The sequence below is a fragment of the Methylobacterium sp. J-118 genome, from assembly GCF_057836565.1.
In genome coordinates this window covers 1,520,635-1,539,200 of record NZ_JBYQFA010000001.1, presented here as the reverse complement: position 1 = coordinate 1,539,200, position 18,566 = coordinate 1,520,635, and the positions used below count along the sequence as shown (strand labels likewise).

General features: G+C 67.0%; 20 protein-coding genes. 11 read left to right on the top strand and 9 right to left on the bottom strand.

The features are described 5' to 3' along the window. Positions 1-57: 57 nt before the first annotated feature. Positions 58-744 (top strand): metal ABC transporter permease, encoded by a 687-nt coding sequence (locus AC3IF3_RS07450; protein ID WP_489214918.1) that lies wholly within the window; start codon positions 58-60, stop codon positions 742-744. A 524-nt stretch (positions 745-1,268) separates the two neighbouring features. Next, entirely contained in the window at positions 1,269-2,966 is a 1,698-nt protein-coding gene (locus AC3IF3_RS07445; RefSeq protein WP_489228033.1) for a methyl-accepting chemotaxis protein, read from the top strand. Between the two features lie 28 nt (positions 2,967-2,994). Here the strand turns inward: AC3IF3_RS07445 and AC3IF3_RS07440 are convergent, their stop codons facing one another. After that, positions 2,995-3,657 carry a CoA transferase subunit B gene (locus AC3IF3_RS07440; RefSeq protein ID WP_489228032.1) on the bottom strand — a complete coding sequence of 221 codons (663 nt, stop codon included), beginning with the start codon at positions 3,655-3,657 and terminating at the stop codon, positions 2,995-2,997. Positions 3,658-3,682: 25 nt separating this feature from the next. After that, positions 3,683-4,423: a CoA transferase subunit A gene (locus tag AC3IF3_RS07435; RefSeq protein WP_243971590.1), complete on the bottom strand. Its 741-nt coding sequence runs from the start codon at positions 4,421-4,423 to the stop codon at positions 3,683-3,685. A gap of 317 nt (positions 4,424-4,740) precedes the next feature. On the opposite strand from AC3IF3_RS07435, the gene AC3IF3_RS07430 reads away from it, so the two are divergent. Continuing rightward, positions 4,741-6,573: an AsmA family protein gene (locus tag AC3IF3_RS07430; RefSeq protein ID WP_243971588.1), complete on the top strand. Its 1,833-nt coding sequence runs from the start codon at positions 4,741-4,743 to the stop codon at positions 6,571-6,573. Between the two features lie 85 nt (positions 6,574-6,658). Further along, complete coding sequence (locus tag AC3IF3_RS07425) at positions 6,659-7,438, top strand: DUF1499 domain-containing protein (protein ID WP_243971696.1); 780 nt, start codon at positions 6,659-6,661, stop codon at positions 7,436-7,438. A gap of 16 nt (positions 7,439-7,454) precedes the next feature. On the opposite strand, the gene AC3IF3_RS07420 is transcribed toward AC3IF3_RS07425, so the two are convergent. Both AC3IF3_RS07420 and AC3IF3_RS07415 read right to left on the bottom strand, forming a co-directional pair. After that, a complete protein-coding gene (locus AC3IF3_RS07420; protein WP_243971585.1) occupies positions 7,455-8,375 on the bottom strand; it encodes an MBL fold metallo-hydrolase in 921 nt (306 codons plus the stop codon). Between the two features lie 279 nt (positions 8,376-8,654). Beyond that, positions 8,655-8,831 (bottom strand): hypothetical protein, encoded by a 177-nt coding sequence (locus AC3IF3_RS07415; protein ID WP_243971583.1) that lies wholly within the window; start codon positions 8,829-8,831, stop codon positions 8,655-8,657. Positions 8,832-9,035: 204 nt separating this feature from the next. Here AC3IF3_RS07415 and AC3IF3_RS07410 point away from each other — a divergent pair, with 204 nt between their 5' ends. Continuing rightward, positions 9,036-9,212 carry a DUF1328 domain-containing protein gene (locus tag AC3IF3_RS07410; protein ID WP_007568853.1) on the top strand — a complete coding sequence of 59 codons (177 nt, stop codon included), beginning with the start codon at positions 9,036-9,038 and terminating at the stop codon, positions 9,210-9,212. A gap of 122 nt (positions 9,213-9,334) precedes the next feature. Here AC3IF3_RS07410 and AC3IF3_RS07405 read toward each other — a convergent pair whose 3' ends face one another. Next, entirely contained in the window at positions 9,335-9,604 is a 270-nt protein-coding gene (locus tag AC3IF3_RS07405) for a NepR family anti-sigma factor (RefSeq protein ID WP_243971581.1), read from the bottom strand. A 237-nt stretch (positions 9,605-9,841) separates the two neighbouring features. Here AC3IF3_RS07405 and AC3IF3_RS07400 point away from each other — a divergent pair, with 237 nt between their 5' ends. Both AC3IF3_RS07400 and AC3IF3_RS07395 read left to right on the top strand, forming a co-directional pair. Beyond that, positions 9,842-10,645: a response regulator gene (locus AC3IF3_RS07400; protein ID WP_043349459.1), complete on the top strand. Its 804-nt coding sequence runs from the start codon at positions 9,842-9,844 to the stop codon at positions 10,643-10,645. Between the two features lie 435 nt (positions 10,646-11,080). Next, complete coding sequence (locus tag AC3IF3_RS07395) at positions 11,081-11,458, top strand: hypothetical protein (RefSeq protein ID WP_489228029.1); 378 nt, start codon at positions 11,081-11,083, stop codon at positions 11,456-11,458. 156 nt (positions 11,459-11,614) lie between these two features. Here the strand turns inward: AC3IF3_RS07395 and AC3IF3_RS07390 are convergent, their stop codons facing one another. Then, complete coding sequence (locus AC3IF3_RS07390; RefSeq protein WP_043349455.1) at positions 11,615-11,803, bottom strand: con-10 family general stress protein; 189 nt, start codon at positions 11,801-11,803, stop codon at positions 11,615-11,617. A 255-nt stretch (positions 11,804-12,058) separates the two neighbouring features. On the opposite strand from AC3IF3_RS07390, the gene AC3IF3_RS07385 reads away from it, so the two are divergent. Beyond that, a complete protein-coding gene (locus tag AC3IF3_RS07385) occupies positions 12,059-12,265 on the top strand; it encodes a hypothetical protein (protein WP_243971577.1) in 207 nt (68 codons plus the stop codon). A gap of 12 nt (positions 12,266-12,277) precedes the next feature. On the opposite strand, the gene AC3IF3_RS07380 is transcribed toward AC3IF3_RS07385, so the two are convergent. Further along, a complete protein-coding gene (locus AC3IF3_RS07380) occupies positions 12,278-13,075 on the bottom strand; it encodes an SCO family protein (protein WP_489228026.1) in 798 nt (265 codons plus the stop codon). A 79-nt stretch (positions 13,076-13,154) separates the two neighbouring features. Here AC3IF3_RS07380 and AC3IF3_RS07375 point away from each other — a divergent pair, with 79 nt between their 5' ends. Next, positions 13,155-13,598: a cyclic nucleotide-binding domain-containing protein gene (locus AC3IF3_RS07375; protein ID WP_243971573.1), complete on the top strand. Its 444-nt coding sequence runs from the start codon at positions 13,155-13,157 to the stop codon at positions 13,596-13,598. A gap of 6 nt (positions 13,599-13,604) precedes the next feature. Here AC3IF3_RS07375 and AC3IF3_RS07370 read toward each other — a convergent pair whose 3' ends face one another. Further along, complete coding sequence (locus tag AC3IF3_RS07370; RefSeq protein ID WP_489214894.1) at positions 13,605-14,048, bottom strand: VOC family protein; 444 nt, start codon at positions 14,046-14,048, stop codon at positions 13,605-13,607. 180 nt (positions 14,049-14,228) lie between these two features. Between AC3IF3_RS07370 and AC3IF3_RS07365 the strand changes: the two genes are divergently transcribed. Further along, a complete protein-coding gene (locus AC3IF3_RS07365) occupies positions 14,229-14,900 on the top strand; it encodes a L,D-transpeptidase (protein WP_243971694.1) in 672 nt (223 codons plus the stop codon). 296 nt (positions 14,901-15,196) lie between these two features. Here the strand turns inward: AC3IF3_RS07365 and AC3IF3_RS07360 are convergent, their stop codons facing one another. Next, positions 15,197-16,597, bottom strand: a complete 1,401-nt coding sequence (locus tag AC3IF3_RS07360) for a hypothetical protein (protein ID WP_489228025.1) — start codon at positions 16,595-16,597, stop codon at positions 15,197-15,199. A gap of 1,102 nt (positions 16,598-17,699) precedes the next feature. Here AC3IF3_RS07360 and AC3IF3_RS07355 point away from each other — a divergent pair. Continuing rightward, complete coding sequence (locus AC3IF3_RS07355; RefSeq protein ID WP_243971567.1) at positions 17,700-18,506, top strand: phytanoyl-CoA dioxygenase family protein; 807 nt, start codon at positions 17,700-17,702, stop codon at positions 18,504-18,506. Positions 18,507-18,566: the final 60 nt, after the last annotated feature.

The window sequence follows — 18,566 nt, the reverse complement described above, 5'->3', positions numbered from 1 at the left end:
TTGTTTTGCGCGCGCCGGACCCCATAACCCGGCTCCGGAAGCCAGGATGGGACCCCGATGAAGCATCTCAAAATTACCTTCGCCGCCGCCGGCCTGACGGCCCTGCTGTCGAGCACGGCCTTCGCCGCCCAGGTCGAGCGCGTCCGCGGTACCATCGACAAGGCCGAGGGCAGCACGCTCACGATCAAGACGGACGACGGCAAGTCCGAGACCGTCGACGTCGCCGGCGCGAAGTTCGCCTGGGTCGTGCCGTCGAGCCTCGACGCGATCAAGGACGGCGTCTTCATCGGCACCGCCACCAAGGGCGAGAATCCGATGACCGCCCTTGAGGTGGTGCTGTTCCCCGAGGCGATGCGCGGCACCGGCGAGGGCCATTACGGCTGGGATTCGATCACGGATCAGACCGCGGGCGCCGGATCCAAGGTGAAGAGTTCCATGACCAACGGCACCGTGAAGGCGGAGACGTCGAACGCCCCGAAGGTCAAGAGCGCGATGACCAACGGCACCGTGAAGGCCGACAAGGCGGCCTCCGGCGGCGAGCGCACCCTGACGGTGAGCTATGGCAAGGACGGCGCCAAGGAGATCGTCGTGCCGTCCTCGGCGCCGATCGTCGCCTTCGAGGCCGCCGACAAGGCGATCCTGAAGCCCGGCGCCAAGGTGTTCGCGGTCGTCGCCAAGGACGGCGCCAAGGCCGAGGGCAAGCTCGTGGCGGTGGGCAAGGACGGCCTCACCCCGCCGATGTGATCCGACGGCGCGCGCCGTGGCGTTGACGGCATCGGTCGCGGCGTTCGGGGGGCATCCTCCGGGCGCCCGATCCGGCCCGCCGCAACGGGACATCCGGCGCGCCTCCGTCCGAGACAGGCCCGGATTACCCTGTGGCCTGGAGCGTTCGCCACCGAAGCGGACATCGGTTCGGCATCAGCCAGCGCGTCTGAAACGCTGAGAGCCGTTCCCGCTTGTGACGCGATCGGGAGTGGTTCCGGCCAGGCCATATGTGGTCGGTCGACGTCGGACCCTGAAGATCCGAAGTTCGGCACAGCCGACGCCGGCGCCGAGCGAAAATCTCTATCTGTCGTTAGCAATTGATATATGACACGCTGAAGATACTGCATCTCGACTTTTTATCTTTGACTAGTCTCTGACTTGCCGATCTGACAGGCAAGTTTGCAAGCAGACCTGGCACTGATTGCGTCGGAAATGACGTTGATATAGTGCTAAAAGTGTCGGATGATCGCGGATCGATCTCTACGGATCCGAGAGACGGCGCGATGAAGGTCCTGACCGACGCGAAGATACTCGTAAAGTTTGCGCTTCCCTTCGCGATCGTTGCTTTGGTGGCCGGCGGACTGATCGTCTATGCGCGCGCGAATCTGGTCTCGCTGACAGCGCAGACGCGCCGGATCGTCGATGTGCAGGCCAAGCGTCTCGAGCTCATCCTGGGCGTCCAGATCGCCGTCGGCGAAGTCTCCCTGCAGGGGCGCAACCTCGCCCTCGAGACCCGGGAATCCCAGATGGTCGGCTACGAGACGCGCATCAAGCAGGCGAAGGCGACCGCCTTCCAGCAGATCGCCGAGCTGGCGGCGCTCGCCGAGGCGCCCGAGCAGCGCGCGGCTCACGATCCGATGCGCGACACGCTGACGGCGCTCGGGGCGGTCGTCGACCGGGTGATCGTCAGCGCGAACCAGGGCGATCCCGAGGCCGCGCGGGACATCCTGCTGGGCGAGGGCAATCCGCTTTGCGCCAAGCTCGCCGACATGGTCGACGCGCAGGTTGAACGCCTGCGCACCGAACTCGGTCAGGCGCGGGACGCCTCGGAGCGATCGGCCCACCGGACCGTCCTCGCGCTGGTGATCGCCGCCGTGGCCGGCCTCGCCGCCGCCCTCGGGATCGGCGTCGCCGTCGTGATGTACGGCGTCACACGTCCCCTGGCGGCCCTGGTCCGGACCCTGGATCGCATGGCCCTCGGCGAGATCGATGCCGAGATCAGGCAGGCTGCCCGCGGCGATGAGATCGGCGCCGTCGGGCGCGCCGTCGAGGCCATCAAGCGGATGGTCGCCCAGAGGGCGACCGAGCAGGCCGAGGCCGTGCGCAGGGCCGACGAGGCGGCCGCAATCGAGCGCAGGCGCGCCATGTTCGCCCTGGCGGAGCGGTTCGAGCACGCGATGGGCGGGATCGTCGATACGGTGTCGTCCTCCGCGACCGATCTGCGCGTGGCCGCCGAGCGCATGACCGATACCGCCCATGAGGCGGCCGAGCAGGCGGCCGCGGTGGCGTCCTCGGCGGAGGAGGCCGGCAGCAACGTCCAGACCGTCGCGGCCGCCGCCGAGGAACTCGGAACCTCCATCGGGGAGATCGGGCGGCAGATCTCGGGCTCGGCCGATCTCGCGCGGACTGCCTCGGGCGAGGCGAGCCGGACGACCCAGTTCGTCGCGGTCCTGAGCCGGACGTCGACGAAGATCGGCGAGATGGTCGGGATGATCGCCAGCCTCGCCAGCCAGACCAATCTCCTGGCGCTGAATGCCACCATCGAGGCGGCGCGGGCCGGGGAGGCGGGGCGCGGCTTCGCGGTGGTCGCCGCAGAGGTCAAGGAACTGGCCGGCCAGACCGCCAAGGTGACGGACGCGATCACCGGACAGATCGGCGAGATCCAGTCGGCGACCGGGCAGACGGTCACGGCGATCAACGGGATCGCCACGCGGATCGAGGAGATCAACGGCGTGACCGCGAGCCTCGCGGTCGTGGTCCAGCAGCAGGGCGCCGCCACGCAGGCGATCGTGCGCAACGTCGCCCAGGCCGCCGCCGGCACCGACGCGGTGACGCGCACCATCGCCGGGGTCGCGGCGGCGTCCGAGCGGACCGGCGTGGCTGCCACGCGGGTCCTGAGCGCGGCGTCGGCCCTCTCGGATCAGTCCGCGCGCCTGCAGGCCGAGGTGGTCCGGTTCCTCGACGGCGTACGCGCCGCCTGAGCCGCGCGCGGCGTCCGGAGGGCCGCGCTCACGTCCTGAGCGCGACCGTGTAGGCCGCCTCGGTCTTCCCGCGGATCTCGTCCTCGGTGACGCCGTCGGCGAGTTCGATGAGGCGCATGCCGCCGTCGCCCTTCTTGTCGATCTCGAACACGCCGAGATCGGTGATCACGAGGTCGACCACCTGCGTCCCGGTGAGCGGCAGGTCGCAGGCCTTGAGCAACTTTGGGCTCTCGGTGCCGTCCTTGTTCCTGGCGACGTGCTCCATCACCACGATGACGCGCTTCACCCCCGCCACGAGGTCCATGGCGCCACCCATCCCCTTCACCATCTTGCCGGGGATCATCCAGTTGGCGAGATCGCCGTTGCCGGCCACCTGCATGGCGCCGAGGATCGACAGGTTGATGTGCCCGCCGCGGATCATCCCGAAGGAATCGGCCGACGAGAAGTAGCTCGTGGTCGGCAGCGCGGTGATCGTCTGCTTGCCGGCATTGATCAGGTCCGGGTCCTCCTCGCCCTCGTAGGGGAAGGGGCCCATGCCGAGCATGCCGTTCTCGGATTGCAGCTGCACCGACATGCCGTCGAGGATGTAGTTCGACACCAGCGTCGGGATGCCGATGCCGAGGTTCACGTAGAAGCCGTCTTCCAGCTCCTTGGCGGCGCGCGCCGCCATCTGCTCACGGGTCCAGGCCATGGTCTAAAGCTCCTTTCCCGTCCGATCAGTGCGTGCCGCCGCCGGCCGCCGCGGCCGGGGTGCTGTCGCCGCGCTTGCGGGTCGTGCGCTGCTCGATGCGCTTGTCGCGCGTGCCCACGTCGATAATGCGCTTCACGAAGATTCCGGGGGTGTGGATCGTGTCCGGGTCGATCGCACCCGGCTTCACGAGGTGCTCAACCTGCGCCACCGTCATCCGGGCCGCGGTGGCCATCATCGGGTTGAAGTTCCGCGCGGTCATCCGGTAGCGAAGGTTGCCCTCCGTGTCGCCGGTATGCGCGTGGACCAGAGCTATGTCGGCGAACAGGCCGCGCTCCATGACGTAGGTCTCGCCATCGAAGTCCCGCACCTCCTTGCCCTCGGCGACCTTGGTGCCGACGCCGGTCTTGGTGAAGAAGGCCGGGATGCCGGCGCCGCCCGCGCGGATCCGCTCAGCCAGGGTCCCCTGCGGATTGAACTCGATCTCCAGCTCGCCGCCGAGATACTGGCGGGCGAATTCCTTGTTCTCGCCGACATAGGACGAGATCATCTTCCGCACCTGGCGGGTGTCGAGGAGCTTGCCGAGACCGACGCCGTCGATGCCGGCATTGTTGGAGACGACGGTGAGGCCCTTGACGCCGGAGAGGCGTACCGCCTCGATCAGCTCGTCCGGGATGCCGCAGAGGCCGAAGCCGCCGCACATCACCATCATGTCGTCGCGCAGGAGGCCGGCGAGCGCCGCGGCGGCATCCGTGTAGACCTTCTTCATCGAATCGTCCTTCTTCCGCTGGATCCGACCGGCTGAACCCTCGCCGCATCCTCGAAGCGCGCGTTTCCTCACGCCTGCTCTTCCCGATTCCGGGCGCGAAATCCAGTGCCGGGCCGCGCCGGCCGGTTCGGTCCCGGGCGATCCGTCATCGGTTCTCCCCCGGCCGGCGCGGCTCCCCGCGCGAGTCCAGCAGACAAATCCCGGCGCGGGCGCTAAAAGGCCAGCGCGACGTGCAGACCCTGTCGGGCCGCGACGGCTTGAGGGGGCCGCTCGCGGCACCCGGCTAGGGCCGCAGCCGCGGTCCCGTCCGGAGCATGATGTCGCTGCGTTCTCCGTTCCTCCTCCTCGTCCCGCTGGGGCTGATCGCCGTCGGGCTCGGCCGGCACGACTGGCCGGTCGATGGCGGCCGGGCGAGCGCCTTCGCGGATCACGCCCTCGACGCGTACGGACTCGCCCTGACCGTCCAGGGACCGGCGAGCCTGACGCTGCTGCCCTTGCCCCGCCTCACCCTCGGGCGCGTGCGCGTCGCGTCGGATACGGGCGGCCCGGCCCTGGTGGACGAAGCCCGCCTCGGCATCGACATCGATCCGGTCGGTCTCCTGGCCGGGCGCGCGGAGGTCGGCGGCCTGCATCTCGAAGGCGGCCGCCTCTCGGCGAGCGCCACCGGCTGGAACGGACCCCTGGCGCGGCTCGCCGAGCGGGTCCGGTCCGGCGCGTCGGTCCATCCGAGCCGGATCACGGTGAGCGGGGCGCGCATCGCCGGGGACGACGCGGCCCAAGACATCGATCTCGACGTGGCGTGGCCCTTCTGGAGCGCGTCGGCGGAAGCGAGCGCGCGCCTGACATGGCGGGGCGTCCCGACGCGGATCACGGTCACCCACCTGCGTCCGGCCGACATCGCCATCGGACGGCGCAGCCCGATCACCGCCGAGGCGACGTGGCCGGGCGGCAGCGTCGCGGTCGACGGCACGGTGGAGACGGCCGGACCGGGAGCGGCATGGCCCGTCCTGGCCGGGCAGATGCGCGGTGAGACCAGTTCCCTGCCGGAAAGCCTGGCCTGGATCGGGTGGAACGTGCCGCTCTCGCCGCTCACGGGCGCGTTCTCGATCGCCGGCGCCTTCGAGACCGCGGACCGGTCCATATCCTGTCCGCGGCTGCGCATCGGGCTCGGCCAGAACGTTCTCGAGGGCGCGGGCGCCGTCGCCCTCGGCTCCGGCGCCGCACCGCGCCTCTCGGTGCAGGCGACCCTCGCGGCAGAGACCCTCGACGTGGCTCCCCTCGTCGAGGATGCGGCGCGGCTGTTCGGCCGCGACCCCCAGCCCCTGGCCCTGGCACCGTTCACCCGGGGCGACCTCGACCTGCGCCTGTCGGCCGCGGCGGGGCGTGTCGGCCCCGTCCAGGTTCAGGACCTCGCAGCGAGCGTCCTGGTACGGGAGGCGGCGCTGGAGATCGCGGTGAACCGGGCGCGGGTGCAGGACGGCACCGTCAAGGGCCGCGTGATCCTCGCCAGCGGGGCCGATCCGGCCGAGACCGGGATGCGCCTGCAGGCGAGCCTGGACGGGATCGAGCTCGGCACCGTGCTGGGCGAGATCGGCGCATCGCGCTGGCTGGCCGGACCGGCAAACGGGCAGTTCACCCTGGAGGCGAGCGCCCGGGATTCCGTCGGTCTGCTGGCGCATCTCGGCGGCCGCGCGGCGCTCAGCATCGCCGGCGGGACGATCACCGGGCTCGATCTCGTTGATGTCGTCCACCGCAATGGCGTCGTGGCGCTCGGAGCCCTGGCGCGTCGCAACGGCCGGACGGCGATCGAGCGTGCCGCGATCGCCCTGCGCTTCGTCGACGGGATCGGCGAGATCACCGAGGCGGGGTTGCTCGGCCCGAGCGTCGGGGCGACCGTGCGCGGACTGGTCTCCGTCCCGGAGCGACGTCTCGATCTCCGCGGCGACCTCGTCTTGCGGGGCCCGGCCGACCCGTCCCGCGGCCTCCTGTTCGAGGTCTCGGGTCCCTGGAATGCCCCCACCGCTCAGACCGCCGCGCGGGGCGAGGGCGCCGATCCGGCGCCCCGGGTCGGGGAGGCGATGCCGCCGGACGTCAACGGGCGGCCCGGCGCGGAGGGGCTTCCGGTGAATGCCCGCGCCTACGTGCCCTGAACCGCCGTATCCCGCTGCGCCGCCGCGATGGCGCCCCGGCCGGCCAAGCTCTATGAGTGGGCGCCGGAACCCGTCCATGAGTGCCATGCGCCGTCTGCTCGTCGAGGAACCCGTCACCCGCGCGGGGCCGCTGGCCCGGCAGCTCGCGGTGTTCTCCATCGTCGCCACGGGGATCGCCATGATCCTGGTCCGGGATCCCCGCGCCGACACCGACGCCGCCCTCGTCGCCCTGGTCGCTGGGCTCGGTATCGCGCTCGCAGCGGCGGCGGCGGCGGTCTTCGCCTTCGTGCGGGTCTGGCGCGAGGGCGCGCGCGGTCTCGGGGCCGCCCTGGGCGGATTGATCCTGGCGCTGCTGGTGCTCGGCTACCCCGCCTATCTCGGCCTGCGCGGATTGCGGCTGTCCGCCCTGTCGGACATCACCACCGATATCGACAATCCGCCCGCTTTCTCGCGCTCCCGCGCGGCTTTCGCGGCCCGCGGCGGCCGCTATCCGCCCGATCCGGGTACGGCGCTCCGCGAGCGCCAGCGCGGCGCCTATCCGCAGATCGCCCCGCTGACCCTCGATATCGGCGCCGACGAGGCCTTCGAACTGGCTCGCCAGGCCGCGCTCAAGCGCCACTGGCAGATCGTCGAGGCGATCCGCCCGGGCGGGCGCACCGGCAACGGCCGGATCGAGGCCGTGGCGCGCGGTCTCGTCCTCAATTTGCCCAACGACGTGACCGTCCGCATCCGCCCCCGCGCCGACGGAACACGGATCGACGTGCGGTCCGCCTCCCGGCTCGGGGGGCGCGATTTCGGCAGCAACGCCGACCGGATCCGCACCTATCTGGACGACGTCGCCAATCTCGCCCTGGCGGTGAAATGATCCGCCCCGACCCGGTTCAGACCGGCGCGTAGGTGCCGTCCAGTCGCGGCGTGCCGTCCACGGCCACGAGGCCGCGCCCGACCAGATCCTCCAGATGGGCGAAGACCGAGAGCGAAGCCGCGCCCCTCAGGCGCGGATCGAGCCCCTGGTAGATCGCCGCCACGATCTGCGCGATGCCGGTATCGCCGGCGCCGAGGCGCGCGCGGATCGCCGCCTCGCGCTGGCGGCGGTGGCAGGCCAGCCCGCGCAGGAACCGCGCCGGCTCGCGGACCGGGCCGCCGTGACCCGGCCAGTATATCGTCTCATCGCGACTGCGCAGCTTGTCGAGGGAGGCCATATAGGCCCGCATCTCGCCGTCCGGGGGCGCCACGATCGTGGTCGACCACGCCATGACGTGATCGCCCGAGAACAGGGCCTGCGCCTCCGGCAGGGTGAACGCCAGGTGGTTCATCGTGTGGCCGGGGGTCTCCACGGCAACCAGCGTCCAGCCGGGGCCGGAGACGAGGTCGCCCTCCGTCATCACGCGGTCGGGGGCGTGAGCGCGGTCGGCGCTGGCGTCGAGGAGCGGCACCTCCCCCTCGGCGAGCGCCCGGGCGGCCCGATGCGGCCCGCACCCGACGATCGGCGCGCCGGTGCGGGCCGCCAGGAGTCGCGCCCCCGGCGAGTGATCCCGGTGCGTGTGGGTGACGACGATCGCCTCGATGTGCTCGCCGGCGAGACCATGAAGCAGCGCGTCGATATGGGCTGGATCGTCCGGACCGGGATCGAGAACCGCGACGCGGCCCTGGCCGACCACGTAGGTGCAAGTCCCGCTCGCCGTAAACGGGCCGCCGTTCGGCGCGATCCGCCTCCGGATCAGCGGTGCGACCGCCTCCAGCCGTCCGGCGGCAGGCATCGATCGGTCGAGGGTCAGGTTGCTCTCGTCCGCGTCCGCCATCGCTGCCCCGCACAGGTGGTCAGCGGGGTTCTAGCGCATCGCCACAGGGATCGGAACCGTGACGATACCGAAGGGCTGGATCCGCGTCGCCTCTTCGACGCGTGCTGCCGACAGTCGCCCCGGGGGCGCTCCCGAGAGCGGGCTGACGCAAACCGGCCTGCTTTCCCGGCTGGGACAGACCGGATTGATCGCGGGGCCGGACGCGCACGGCCCCAGGTGTTCTTACTTAAGAAACCTAATCCGTCATGGCGTGGGGACCGGGACGGAAGGCGGGGTCGATCAGCCGATGCGGCCGGGCCGACGGTCTCGCACACGGACCGGCACGGGAACTGGTTCGGCGGCCAATCCGAGAGTGGCGGCGCGCAGCGCCTCGGCGACCGTGGAGGCCGCTTCGGCGAGGCGGCCCTGCAGCGCGGACAGCGTCGCACGAGCGGTGTTCTTGGCAGATTGCAGCATCACGGATCCCGAATCGAACCTGCAGACCTATCTTCGAACGCTACCCGCTCCGTCCCGTTCCGTCACATGTCGCCGCGCCCCGATCCCGGCGCCGAACGACCCACCGGACTTTGTCAAGGCGGCGGAACCAGAGCAGAACCTTGGCGTTTTTGTGTTCAGAACGATGCGGCCCGGCCGCGTCGATACTTCCGAAGGATACGAACCATGCTGGGTTGGGCCGTAACTTTTCTCGTCGTCGCTCTCGTGGCCGCTCTGCTCGGCTTCGGTGGCATTGCCGGAACCGCCATGGAGGCCGCTAAGCTGGTCTTCTTCGTGGCGATTGTCCTGTTCGCGATCTCGGCCGTCGTTGGTCTGATGCGCGGCCGGTCTCCGACCCTTTAGGGGTATCGATAGACGTCAGCCCTTGTCCGGGGCTGGCATCTCGACCTCGGAAGAGCCGTCGCCCCGTGCGGCGGCTTTTTCATAGCGGCAGGCAACACAGCCCACGCCGGGGGTGCCATACGTCAGGCCTTACCACGTTCGGCGCTGTCGAGTTTTGCGATCAGTTCGGCGAAGCGGTCGGGCACCGGCTGCTCGGTGACCGTGTCGTACATCTCCCGCAACTGCACGGCGAGGCGGTTTCGCGTGTGTTCGCTGAGGCCGTTTCGAGGCGCGGCTCGCCCCGCAGGTGTCCGGGGTCGACGCTCAGCCTGCGCGTGCGTTTGGTGATCTGAAGCAGTGCTCACCGGCGCTTCGCGCGCGCGAAGACCGGCGTCTTTGCCTTGATCGACCATCCCACACGCCCCTTACTGCCGAAGTCGGCTCGGCCGCATTGTGCTGCGGCTCGACATACGCCATGGCTGCGGTTGCAACGCCTGCCCGCCGGGATCGGTTCCGCCGGGGGGTGGAACGGAGTGCCGGCCTCCGCGTTGGGCGATAGGCTGCGCAGCATACAAGCCGGCCCCGGCACATCTTCGGTCACGAACCGAAGCGATCGTGGCCGGGCAACACGGCGAGGCACAGGGGATCGAATGTCGACATCGCAACTCGTGGTACAGCACCTGCCGTACCTGCGCCGCTACGCGCGTGCGCTCACGGGGAGCCAAGTGGCGGGTGACGCGTATGTCGCCGCCACCCTGGAGACCCTGGTCAACGAGCCGGATACGCTCGGGCGCAGCACCAACATCAAGGCCGACCTGTTCCGGGTCTTCACGCGGATCTGGAACTCGCTCTCGGTGAACGGCCGCAGCGAGCAGGTCCAGCACGATCTTCCGGCGGAAGTCCGCCTCGGCCAGATCACGCCGCTGCCGCGGCAGGCCTTCTTGCTCTCATGCCTCGAAGGGTTCTCCGAGGAGGATGCGGCCATCATCCTCGGCGTCGACGTCTCCGAGGTCCGCGACCTCGTGGACGAGGCGGGCCGCGAACTCGCCGCCGACATGGCGACCGAGATCCTCATCATCGAGGACGAACCGCTGATCGCCATGGATCTCGAGGCGCTGGTCGAGGGCCTCGGCCACAACGTCATCGGCGTTGCCCGGACCCGGACCGAGGCGATCAAGATCGCCGGCGAGGGCAAGCGCCCCGGCCTGATCCTGGCCGACATCCAGCTCGCCGACGGTTCGTCGGGCCTCGATGCCGTGAACGATCTGCTGAAGACCTTCGAGGTTCCGGTGATCTTCATCACCGCCTATCCCGAGCGGTTCCTCACCGGGGAGCGGCCCGAGCCGGCCTTCCTCATCGCCAAGCCGTTCCAGCCTGCCAACGTCTCCGCGGTGATCAGCCAAGCACTGTTCTTCCAGCAGACCGCCCGTCGGCGGGAAGCCAAGACGGCTTGAGATCTCCGCGAGACGGCGCCACGGCGCTCATCCCGCCGGCCCAGCAACGACTGGTGATCGCAGCCCCGGCGCAAGCCGGGGCTTTTTTGTTGGCTGCCGCGGGTCCGACGGCGACGCAAAAAAACGGGCCGGAGAAATCTCCAGCCCGTCGAAGAGGTTCCGGCCGATGCACAAGGGGAATGCGGGGAGGACCAGGTGGCCGGGTGCTGGAAGAACGATTGCCGCCCCATGAGGTTCCAAAAAACGCACTTTGTCCGTGAGCGTTGCGCCGGAGCCACAGGGAATGGTTGTGGATTGCGTGGGTGCGCCACCGCACCAACACCCGCGCCGCGGACGAATACTCAGGATTCCTGAAAGCGCGGCAGTCTAGGAACCTGCGATTGCAGAGCGCGTTATCAAAACATCCTGTCAAGCTCTCACGATGAGGTCGGGACGATGCTGCGGTCTGGTTTCATTCTGGGCGTGAGTGCTCCCGCCGCTCTTCCCGCCGCTCTTCTCACCGTGCTGATCCAGCCGGTGGTCCGCGACACGGCCGACCGTTGGACGCCACCTGTGCTGGTGGCCCAGTCCGCGCCCGCGCCACTGCCCGGCATGCGCCCGGCCTCTCTGGCGATCAGCCCGACCCGGATCGCCGGCGTCCAGAAGATCGATGACCATATTATGCCGGTGGCCGGTGAGGCGCAGGATCCCAGCATCAAGCCGATTCTCAGGCAGCCGACGCGTCGACTTGTGCGGGAAGGCTGCGAGACGGCCCTCAGTTCCCTGGTCGGTCCCGAAGCGCGGCGCATGACCCCGGGTCGCTGCATCTCCTGATCCTGCTCCACACTCCACCACACGAAAAAGGGCCTGCCAGATTGGCGGGCCCTTTTTCGTGTGGTGGAAGTCCCGTCGGACAGACGGCAGGGATACGAAGAACGGCGCCGGTCCAGGGGACGCAGCGCCGTTACGCAAAACGCTGACGCGACCGCCTCACTCGGCGCGGCCGGTCCCCGTCGACTGACCGCCCTTACGTCCGGCGGACGAGGCGAGTTCGCGATCCTGGGAGAACGACCGCTTCTCGGCCGGCACACTGCGTCCGCCCTTGCTGGCGATCTCGCGCTGCCGCTCCAGGTTCATCGAGGCAAAGCCCCGCTTCGAGGTCGAATTTCCGGATGCCATCAGTTCCTCCTCTGGCTTCGCTTCACCCCGCAACAACCTTCAGCAGTAACCAAGGTTCCTGTGCCCAGACCTGGTCAAGCTTCCGGCAATCAAGCTTGGCAGCAACCGGGGTGTTGTGCGCCGCGTTGGTTGCGGAACGACCTGGACGGATGCCGGCGCCTGGCCGGGGCAATGCCTCGGAGGATTGGCGCTGGGCTCCGGGTCACCGCGCGCGAACTGTCTCGCTGCGCGGTTCGAGGAAGGAATGATGCCCGCATGACGAACCGCAACATGGTAAAAGACGCCGCCGGGGGCACGCCGGTGCCGCAGCCCAACACCCCCACGCTGCCGCCGATGCCCGCGCCGGAGGATTCGTCCACACCGACGACCCGGGAGGAACCGGTCGATTCGCCGCATCTCAATGCGAGCCTCAAGCGCGATGCGCCCGCGCCCGGCACGCAGGGTTTGTCGACGAAGCGCTGACCCGCGGTCGATTCAGGCTGCCCGCCCCCGTGTGAGGCGGGTCAGGCCAAGGACAAGGAGGCCGATCGCGAGGATCGTCCCGATCCCCGCCACGGTCAGGATGCGCTGAACCAGGGGCGTGTAGACCCCGCGGGCGGCGTCGTAGCCGTAGCAGAGCAGGGCGAAGCGGTCCGCCAGCCCCCCGACGCGCCCCTCACCGGCCTCGGTGAGGGCGAGACGGAGATCCCGCCCGGTCAGGGCCAGGGGCGAGAGAATCCGGGCCACCCGCCCATCCCCGGCGAGCAACACGGCCGCGGCCGGATGGGCGAAGCTGTCGGTCCCGGCATCGTAGACCGCCGTGTAGCCGAATGACGCCGTGAGGCGGGCCAATGCGGCGTCCGAGACGATCAGCGCCTCGGGCCGGACAGACGCGGTGCGCTCGCCCAGCGTCTCGGCCAGCATGCGGCGTGCGGCCGCGGCATCGTCGCGGGGATCGATCCCGACGAGCACCCATGCGTAGTCTTCCGGTGCCAGGCCGGTCGAGGCCAGGGCATCCGCCGACATCGACACCATCGGGTCGCAGACATTGCCGCAGGTGTAGTCCACCGGCAGCAGCAGGGCAGGCCGCCCCGCGAGCGCCCGCCCGAGGGTGATGGCTTGCCCGGTGCGTGCGTCCGTGACCGGGAGATCGAGGGGCGCTCGGGCCCCCGGCGGCGGTGCCACCGCGACGCGGGCGAGGTCGGCCTGGACAAGGCGCGCGCAGGCCGGCCCCGCCGCGAGGATAAGGGCAAGCGCCAGCGCGGCGCCGGAACCTCCGGCGGGGCTGGACAAGTGTCTGACGAACCGCATGGATATGCGGGCCCGTCCGGCCCCGCCGTCCTGGGCCTCTGACCCGCCGCGGAGCCGCCGTATGACCCTCGACACCGAGGTTTCCTCCCTGAAGCAGGTGCCGCTGTTCCGAGAGGTGGAACCGGCCCGCCTAAAGCTCCTGGCCTTCACCAGCGAGCGGGTCCATTTCGAGCCCGGGCAGCGCTTCTTCGCCCGCGGCGATGTGGCGGACGCGGCCTACGTGATCCTCAAGGGGACCGCGGAGGTCAGCATCGACGGCCCGGCCGGTCCGGTCCGGTTGGCGCTCCTCAGTCAGGACGCCCTGGTGGGCGAGATGGGCATCCTGGCCGAGCAACCCCGGTCGGCCACCGTTACGGCAGAATCCGCCGTGACGGCCCTGCGGATCGATCGCGGGGTGTTCCTGGAACTGCTCGCACAGTTTCCGCAGATCAGCATCGCCCTGATGCGTGTGCTGGCCCTGCGCCTGGAACAGACCAACCAAGCCCTGGCGGAGAGCCGGAGCTGAGGCGCGTCAAGGCGTCGGATAGGTGATGAATTCCAGGAGGGACCCGTCCGGATCCCGGAAGTAGACGCTGATGCCGGAGCCCGCGGCACCCGCCGTCGCGACGGGACCGAGTTCCACGGGGACGCCCCGCGCTTCGAGATGCGCGACCGCCTCCTCGATCGCCCCGGACCACCGAAAGCAGAGATCGCTGTTGCCGGGCATCACCGGATGCGCCGCCACCACGTTCGGGCTGACGCCGGGACCGTGGCAATTCAGTTGCACGCCGCCGAACCGATACGCGTAGCCATCGCCCCGCTCGACCACCTCCGCGCCCACCACGTCCCGGTAGAAGGCGTTCGATTGCGCCCAGTCGCTGACATGGATCACGCAATGATCGAGATGGATCGCCGGGCTGAGCGATCCCGGCGGCGCGACCGTCATCGCATCGGGAAGCGTCTGGGTCTCGGGCATCGTTCACTCCGGGCAAGCATCGACAGGACTCCGCTGCCCGATCTGAATTAGGGCGCAACCATGGCCGCGGGAGCCGTCCGGGCACGCTTGGCTGCGGCGGAAAAGCTACATCGTCCCCGGCGGGGAGGCGGTACGCATATCCGGATGCATGGACACCGCGTGACAGACCCGATGAACCCGATGCGCCGCCCGGCCTGGGGCCGAATCCGGGGGATCCGGCTCCCGCGGGTCCTGCTCGCCCTCGTGGCGGCGGCGCCGCTCGCGGCCTGTCAGACCCGTCCCATGCAGGTCGCGCAGGATGACGACGCCGCCTGGTACATCGGCGCCAAGCCCGACAAGCCCTTCGACATCCCGCTGGTCGACACCCAGCGGCTCGACCCCAAATACCGCCGTCAGCAGGTCAGCTACAACGGTCCCGAGCAGCCCGGGACGATCGTGGTCGATATCGACAAGCGCCAGCTCATGCTGGTCCAGGCGGACGGGACCGCGATGCAGTACGGCGTCGGCGTCGGCAAGGCCGGCTTCTCCTGGAAGGGCGAGGCGCGGGTTGGCCGCAAGGGCGTCTGGCCGGACTGGAGCCCGACCACCACCATGGTCTCGCTCAACCCCGACCTGCCCCGGCTCCGCAAGGGCGGCCTCGACAACCCCCTCGGTGCGCGGGCGCTCTACCTCTATCAGGGCAACCGCGACATCCTGTTCCGCATCCACGGCACCAACGAGCCCTGGAGCATCGGTGAGCAGCTGTCGTCGGGCTGCGTGCGCATGCTGAACGAGGACATCGCCGACCTCTACGAGCGCGTGCCGGTGGGAGCGCGCGTCCTCGTCATGCGCAACGGCAAATACCGGGTCTGACCGCCGCGGCCGGATCTCAACCCGCGGATTGAGTGGTCTGTGCGGCCGGACCGACGGCGAGCCGGTCCGGCGCCAACCCGGCGCACCCCAGGACGGACGCTGCCGTGAGCCCGAGGGATGCCCGCGCGCGGCCGTCCGATCCGGTCCAACCGCCGGCGCCGTCCCGGCCAGCAGAATAGGGCACCGGCTGAGGGCATCGATCCGGGTTTTGAGAAACGGCATATCGAGCCATCATGGCTCGACCGCCGCCGCTCCCGCGTCGAATTCGGATCGGTTCGAAAACCCGAGTGCCCCGGTCATTCCCCCCGGAACTTGATGAGAATCGGATGTCCCTCCAACGCGACGGTCACCGATTGACCCTTGCCAAGCGTCTGAATGGGCTCGGCGGCCTTGGTCGGATCGATGATGTCCACCTTCGAGAAGGCGCGGTCGCTCTCGACCGTGACATCCACCGCCGGGACGGGCACGGGCACGTTCTTCTCGCTATCCCAGATCTTCCGCTCGTCCCACACGATCAGGGTCGAGGACGTGCCGTCTCCGGTCACGAGGAGGCTCTTGACCTTCAGGTCACCGGACGAAAGCGTGAGAGACGGCGCTTGCCCCTTGGCTGATGAGGTTTCCCGATCCCCGGTCGAGACCGTGTTGATCAGATTGCGGATCGCGGAGGCGGCGGGTTTGGGCCGATATCCGACATCGAACAAGCCGAAGTGGTTCTCCATTTCACTCGAAGACGGATCGGGATAGGCATCCAGCAACTGATACAGATAGATTTTTACGATACCACTATCGATGGCATCCAGAATCAGATTGAGCGACAGATTCGCCTGCGTGGCCTCGTCCACGCCGCCCCATGTGCCCTTCCCCGGCAACGTATAATAGCCGACCTCCGTGATCGCGGCCGAGCTGCCGTGATCCAGTTCACGCAAATGCTCGACGATGGTTCGGACAGCCGCTTCCGGCTGCTCACCCTTCGGCGGATAGGTGTGCGCATTGTACACATCGAACTTGCCGATCAGCTCCGGCCAGGAGGTGAGATTATAAACCGGTCGTGTTTCGAGACGCGCACTGTTCTTGACGGCCTTGTAGAGAGCATCCTGGTACGCGACGGCCGCTTTCGATCCCGTCTCGCCGTTGTATGTCACTGGCCAATTGTTGACCTCGTTCGGACCCTCGATCGCCGTAATCGCATCCGGATGCGACTCCGCAAAAGTCTCGAGCATTGATAACGTTTTCGCCAGCGGCAGATTCGGCGATACGACGAAGTCGAACTTGAAGCCGGCATCCGCAAATTTGTCGAAGTGGTATCCGCCACCGCCCGGAAGCGATCGATCCGGAACTGAGTCTCTGAGATTGGTGATGCCAACAAATTTCAACGCGTCAATCACCTTCTCGACGTTTGCATAACCACCATCTGTGTAGTGTATATGCGTATTGACGCCGATTCGGTCGAGGAAATCACGACTCTCGATCGCTTGAGTCTGATTCGCGCCGAGCTGCCCGGCCGTCGTACCCGCAGTCGTGTTCTGAGCCAGCACGAAAGCCTGATCATGCAGCGTCCGCTGTGCGACGACGGCACCGCCCATCCCGAGGACCGACGTGCCGACGATGACGGATGTCCACAAGCGTGATCGCATGATTGTGCTCAAAAACCTCAGATAATCGCCAGAAGCCATAATACGCCAGTGAACATCGGTCAAATAGCAATCACCAAAAGTAGTAAGCAGCTAATACGCAGCAACGCCGCCTGCACGGATCAACACCAGGATTCCTTTTCGACAGGCTTGGCCTTGCGCGGGTCGACCCGAGTATTATTCGACGCGACCCTATGCAAAATCTCGGATGAGTGATCCATCGCTGCGCGGGCGGCGCGTGAGAATCCCCCTTGCAGTCCTCCCGGCGCCACGGGTCGAAACAATACGAACCCTGCCGCGTCCTCGGGCCGGGATCCGGTCCGAACTCTCAAAGAAACGCAGAGCGTGCAGTATGAATTGAAAGATCTAAATCAGAGAGACAATATTGAATGTCAAAGATGTGCTATGAGATGGAATGATACGCGGCATATTGCCGGCGATAGCTAAAGAGAGGCTGGAACCCTACTGGCCTTCGAAATCAAATCGATAACGATACAGCTTTCGACCGTAAGTTTATCCTCGGAGCGCGATGCGGCCAGGCATCTTCGACGTCAGGACTAGGGTCTTGTGAGCGAAGCATGGTTTAGCCGGGGAGGGGACAATCCATACCCGACTGACCGATCCAGTGAACAAGATCTACGACGATCGATATACGAGACTGCATCGAGCGAACCACAGCATTGCCGTATTTCATGACGGCACTCGCGAAGACAACAGGATCAATCGACTCCACAAACCCCAAACGACTCCGCGATGGGGGAGACCCCGCACCTCAATATCCTTCTAAGATGCCAGAATGGAGTATAATACCTTTGAATTCGCCGCCTATAAATTGAAAATTCTTGCGATGGACCGGAAATGCGAATTGCTTGACAAGGGTCGATTATTTGGTGCTAACAATAACCGCATTCAAGATTCGACGTCTAAATCTGCATTCAATGAATAAACATAAAGCGCCTCGCCTATTGCTATCAGGCATAGGGATTGCATGAGGAGCGGGCACACGAGAGGGTTTGGCAAGATGTACGTCTTGAAGCGTGTCCGTCGAAAATTCGAAAGTACTGCTCGGAACGCGTTGCACGGATTTTTGTCAACTAAATTGGCAACAAAAAGAATAGAACGTTACTATAGTTCGCTCCGCGCCACGCACCAGTCACGGCTCGACTCCTTGGACGAGACGGAGCGGAAGATTGTAACGTCCCTGTGCGAGGATGGAATTTACCAAGCCCACCTCGATGATCTGAGCCTCGACGGCGTCGTGCCGATGCTGGAGCAGGCCCAGAACGTGTGTCGGGATATCGAGTTGCAGCTTGCCGAAGCCTCCGCCCATCACAATGATCCGTATCTGATTCAGGCCAGCAAACGCGAACTGGCGAATCGGCCTGAGATCTATTTATTCGGACTCAATGAAAAGCTTTTGCAAATCGTCGAGGGCTATCTCGGGCTGCCGGTCGCGTTCGGGGGGTTCAATCTATTTTACACATTGGCGGATGGTCGAGAACGCGGCGCACGTGTTTGGCATCTTGACGGGGAGGACGAGAGCATTGTCAAAATTGCGATATATTTGAATGATGTCGACATGGACGGCGGCCCATTTGAAATGGTCCGCAATCGAATTTTCAAAGGTGGGCGCCCATACAAACGCCCGGTGAGACACGACAAGCTCGAAAGGATCGTGGGGAAACCCATCGAAGCGAGTGACATCGTAACATGCGTCGGTCGGAGCGGAAGCGTCATTTTCTGCGACACCGCGCGCTATTATCATCGCGGCCGACCCGCGACCGGCAAGAACCGCGCGGCGATCTTTTTCAATTATTATCCCCGGCCGCCCCGGCGGCCCTATTTTTGCGGAAATCCGATCGTCGCTCTTCAAGATTACAAGATGTCAGACCAAAATCTCAGTCATTACCAAATTCAGAGCGCGCTCTGGCGCGAACACCTCCCCGCTGTGGCGAAGTATGTTCTTCCCCGTTGATCGGGATCTAAAGATTCCTCGCCCGCCTACGGAACGAAAATCTGGACGTCGATGTTGCTG

Excerpts from the sequence above, each read along its gene's own strand:
- AC3IF3_RS07390 (WP_043349455.1), bottom strand. The coding sequence starts at position 11,803 with ATGGCATCCGGAAATTCGACCTCGAAGCGGGGCTTTGCCTCGATGAAC.
- AC3IF3_RS07365 (WP_243971694.1), top strand. The coding sequence starts at position 14,229 with ATGCGCCGCCCGGCCTGGGGCCGAATCCGGGGGATCCGGCTCCCGCGG.
- AC3IF3_RS07370 (WP_489214894.1), bottom strand. The coding sequence starts at position 14,048 with ATGCCCGAGACCCAGACGCTTCCCGATGCGATGACGGTCGCGCCGCCG.
- AC3IF3_RS07385 (WP_243971577.1), top strand. The coding sequence starts at position 12,059 with ATGACGAACCGCAACATGGTAAAAGACGCCGCCGGGGGCACGCCGGTG.
- AC3IF3_RS07425 (WP_243971696.1), top strand. The coding sequence starts at position 6,659 with ATGCGCCGTCTGCTCGTCGAGGAACCCGTCACCCGCGCGGGGCCGCTG.
- AC3IF3_RS07415 (WP_243971583.1), bottom strand. The coding sequence starts at position 8,831 with ATGCTGCAATCTGCCAAGAACACCGCTCGTGCGACGCTGTCCGCGCTG.
- AC3IF3_RS07430 (WP_243971588.1), top strand. The coding sequence starts at position 4,741 with ATGTCGCTGCGTTCTCCGTTCCTCCTCCTCGTCCCGCTGGGGCTGATC.
- AC3IF3_RS07410 (WP_007568853.1), top strand. The coding sequence starts at position 9,036 with ATGCTGGGTTGGGCCGTAACTTTTCTCGTCGTCGCTCTCGTGGCCGCT.
- AC3IF3_RS07400 (WP_043349459.1), top strand. The coding sequence starts at position 9,842 with ATGTCGACATCGCAACTCGTGGTACAGCACCTGCCGTACCTGCGCCGC.
- AC3IF3_RS07435 (WP_243971590.1), bottom strand. The coding sequence starts at position 4,423 with ATGAAGAAGGTCTACACGGATGCCGCCGCGGCGCTCGCCGGCCTCCTG.
- AC3IF3_RS07420 (WP_243971585.1), bottom strand. The coding sequence starts at position 8,375 with ATGGCGGACGCGGACGAGAGCAACCTGACCCTCGACCGATCGATGCCT.
- AC3IF3_RS07375 (WP_243971573.1), top strand. The coding sequence starts at position 13,155 with ATGACCCTCGACACCGAGGTTTCCTCCCTGAAGCAGGTGCCGCTGTTC.
- AC3IF3_RS07405 (WP_243971581.1), bottom strand. The coding sequence starts at position 9,604 with ATGGTCGATCAAGGCAAAGACGCCGGTCTTCGCGCGCGCGAAGCGCCG.
- AC3IF3_RS07445 (WP_489228033.1), top strand. The coding sequence starts at position 1,269 with ATGAAGGTCCTGACCGACGCGAAGATACTCGTAAAGTTTGCGCTTCCC.
- AC3IF3_RS07395 (WP_489228029.1), top strand. The coding sequence starts at position 11,081 with ATGCTGCGGTCTGGTTTCATTCTGGGCGTGAGTGCTCCCGCCGCTCTT.
- AC3IF3_RS07450 (WP_489214918.1), top strand. The coding sequence starts at position 58 with ATGAAGCATCTCAAAATTACCTTCGCCGCCGCCGGCCTGACGGCCCTG.
- AC3IF3_RS07440 (WP_489228032.1), bottom strand. The coding sequence starts at position 3,657 with ATGGCCTGGACCCGTGAGCAGATGGCGGCGCGCGCCGCCAAGGAGCTG.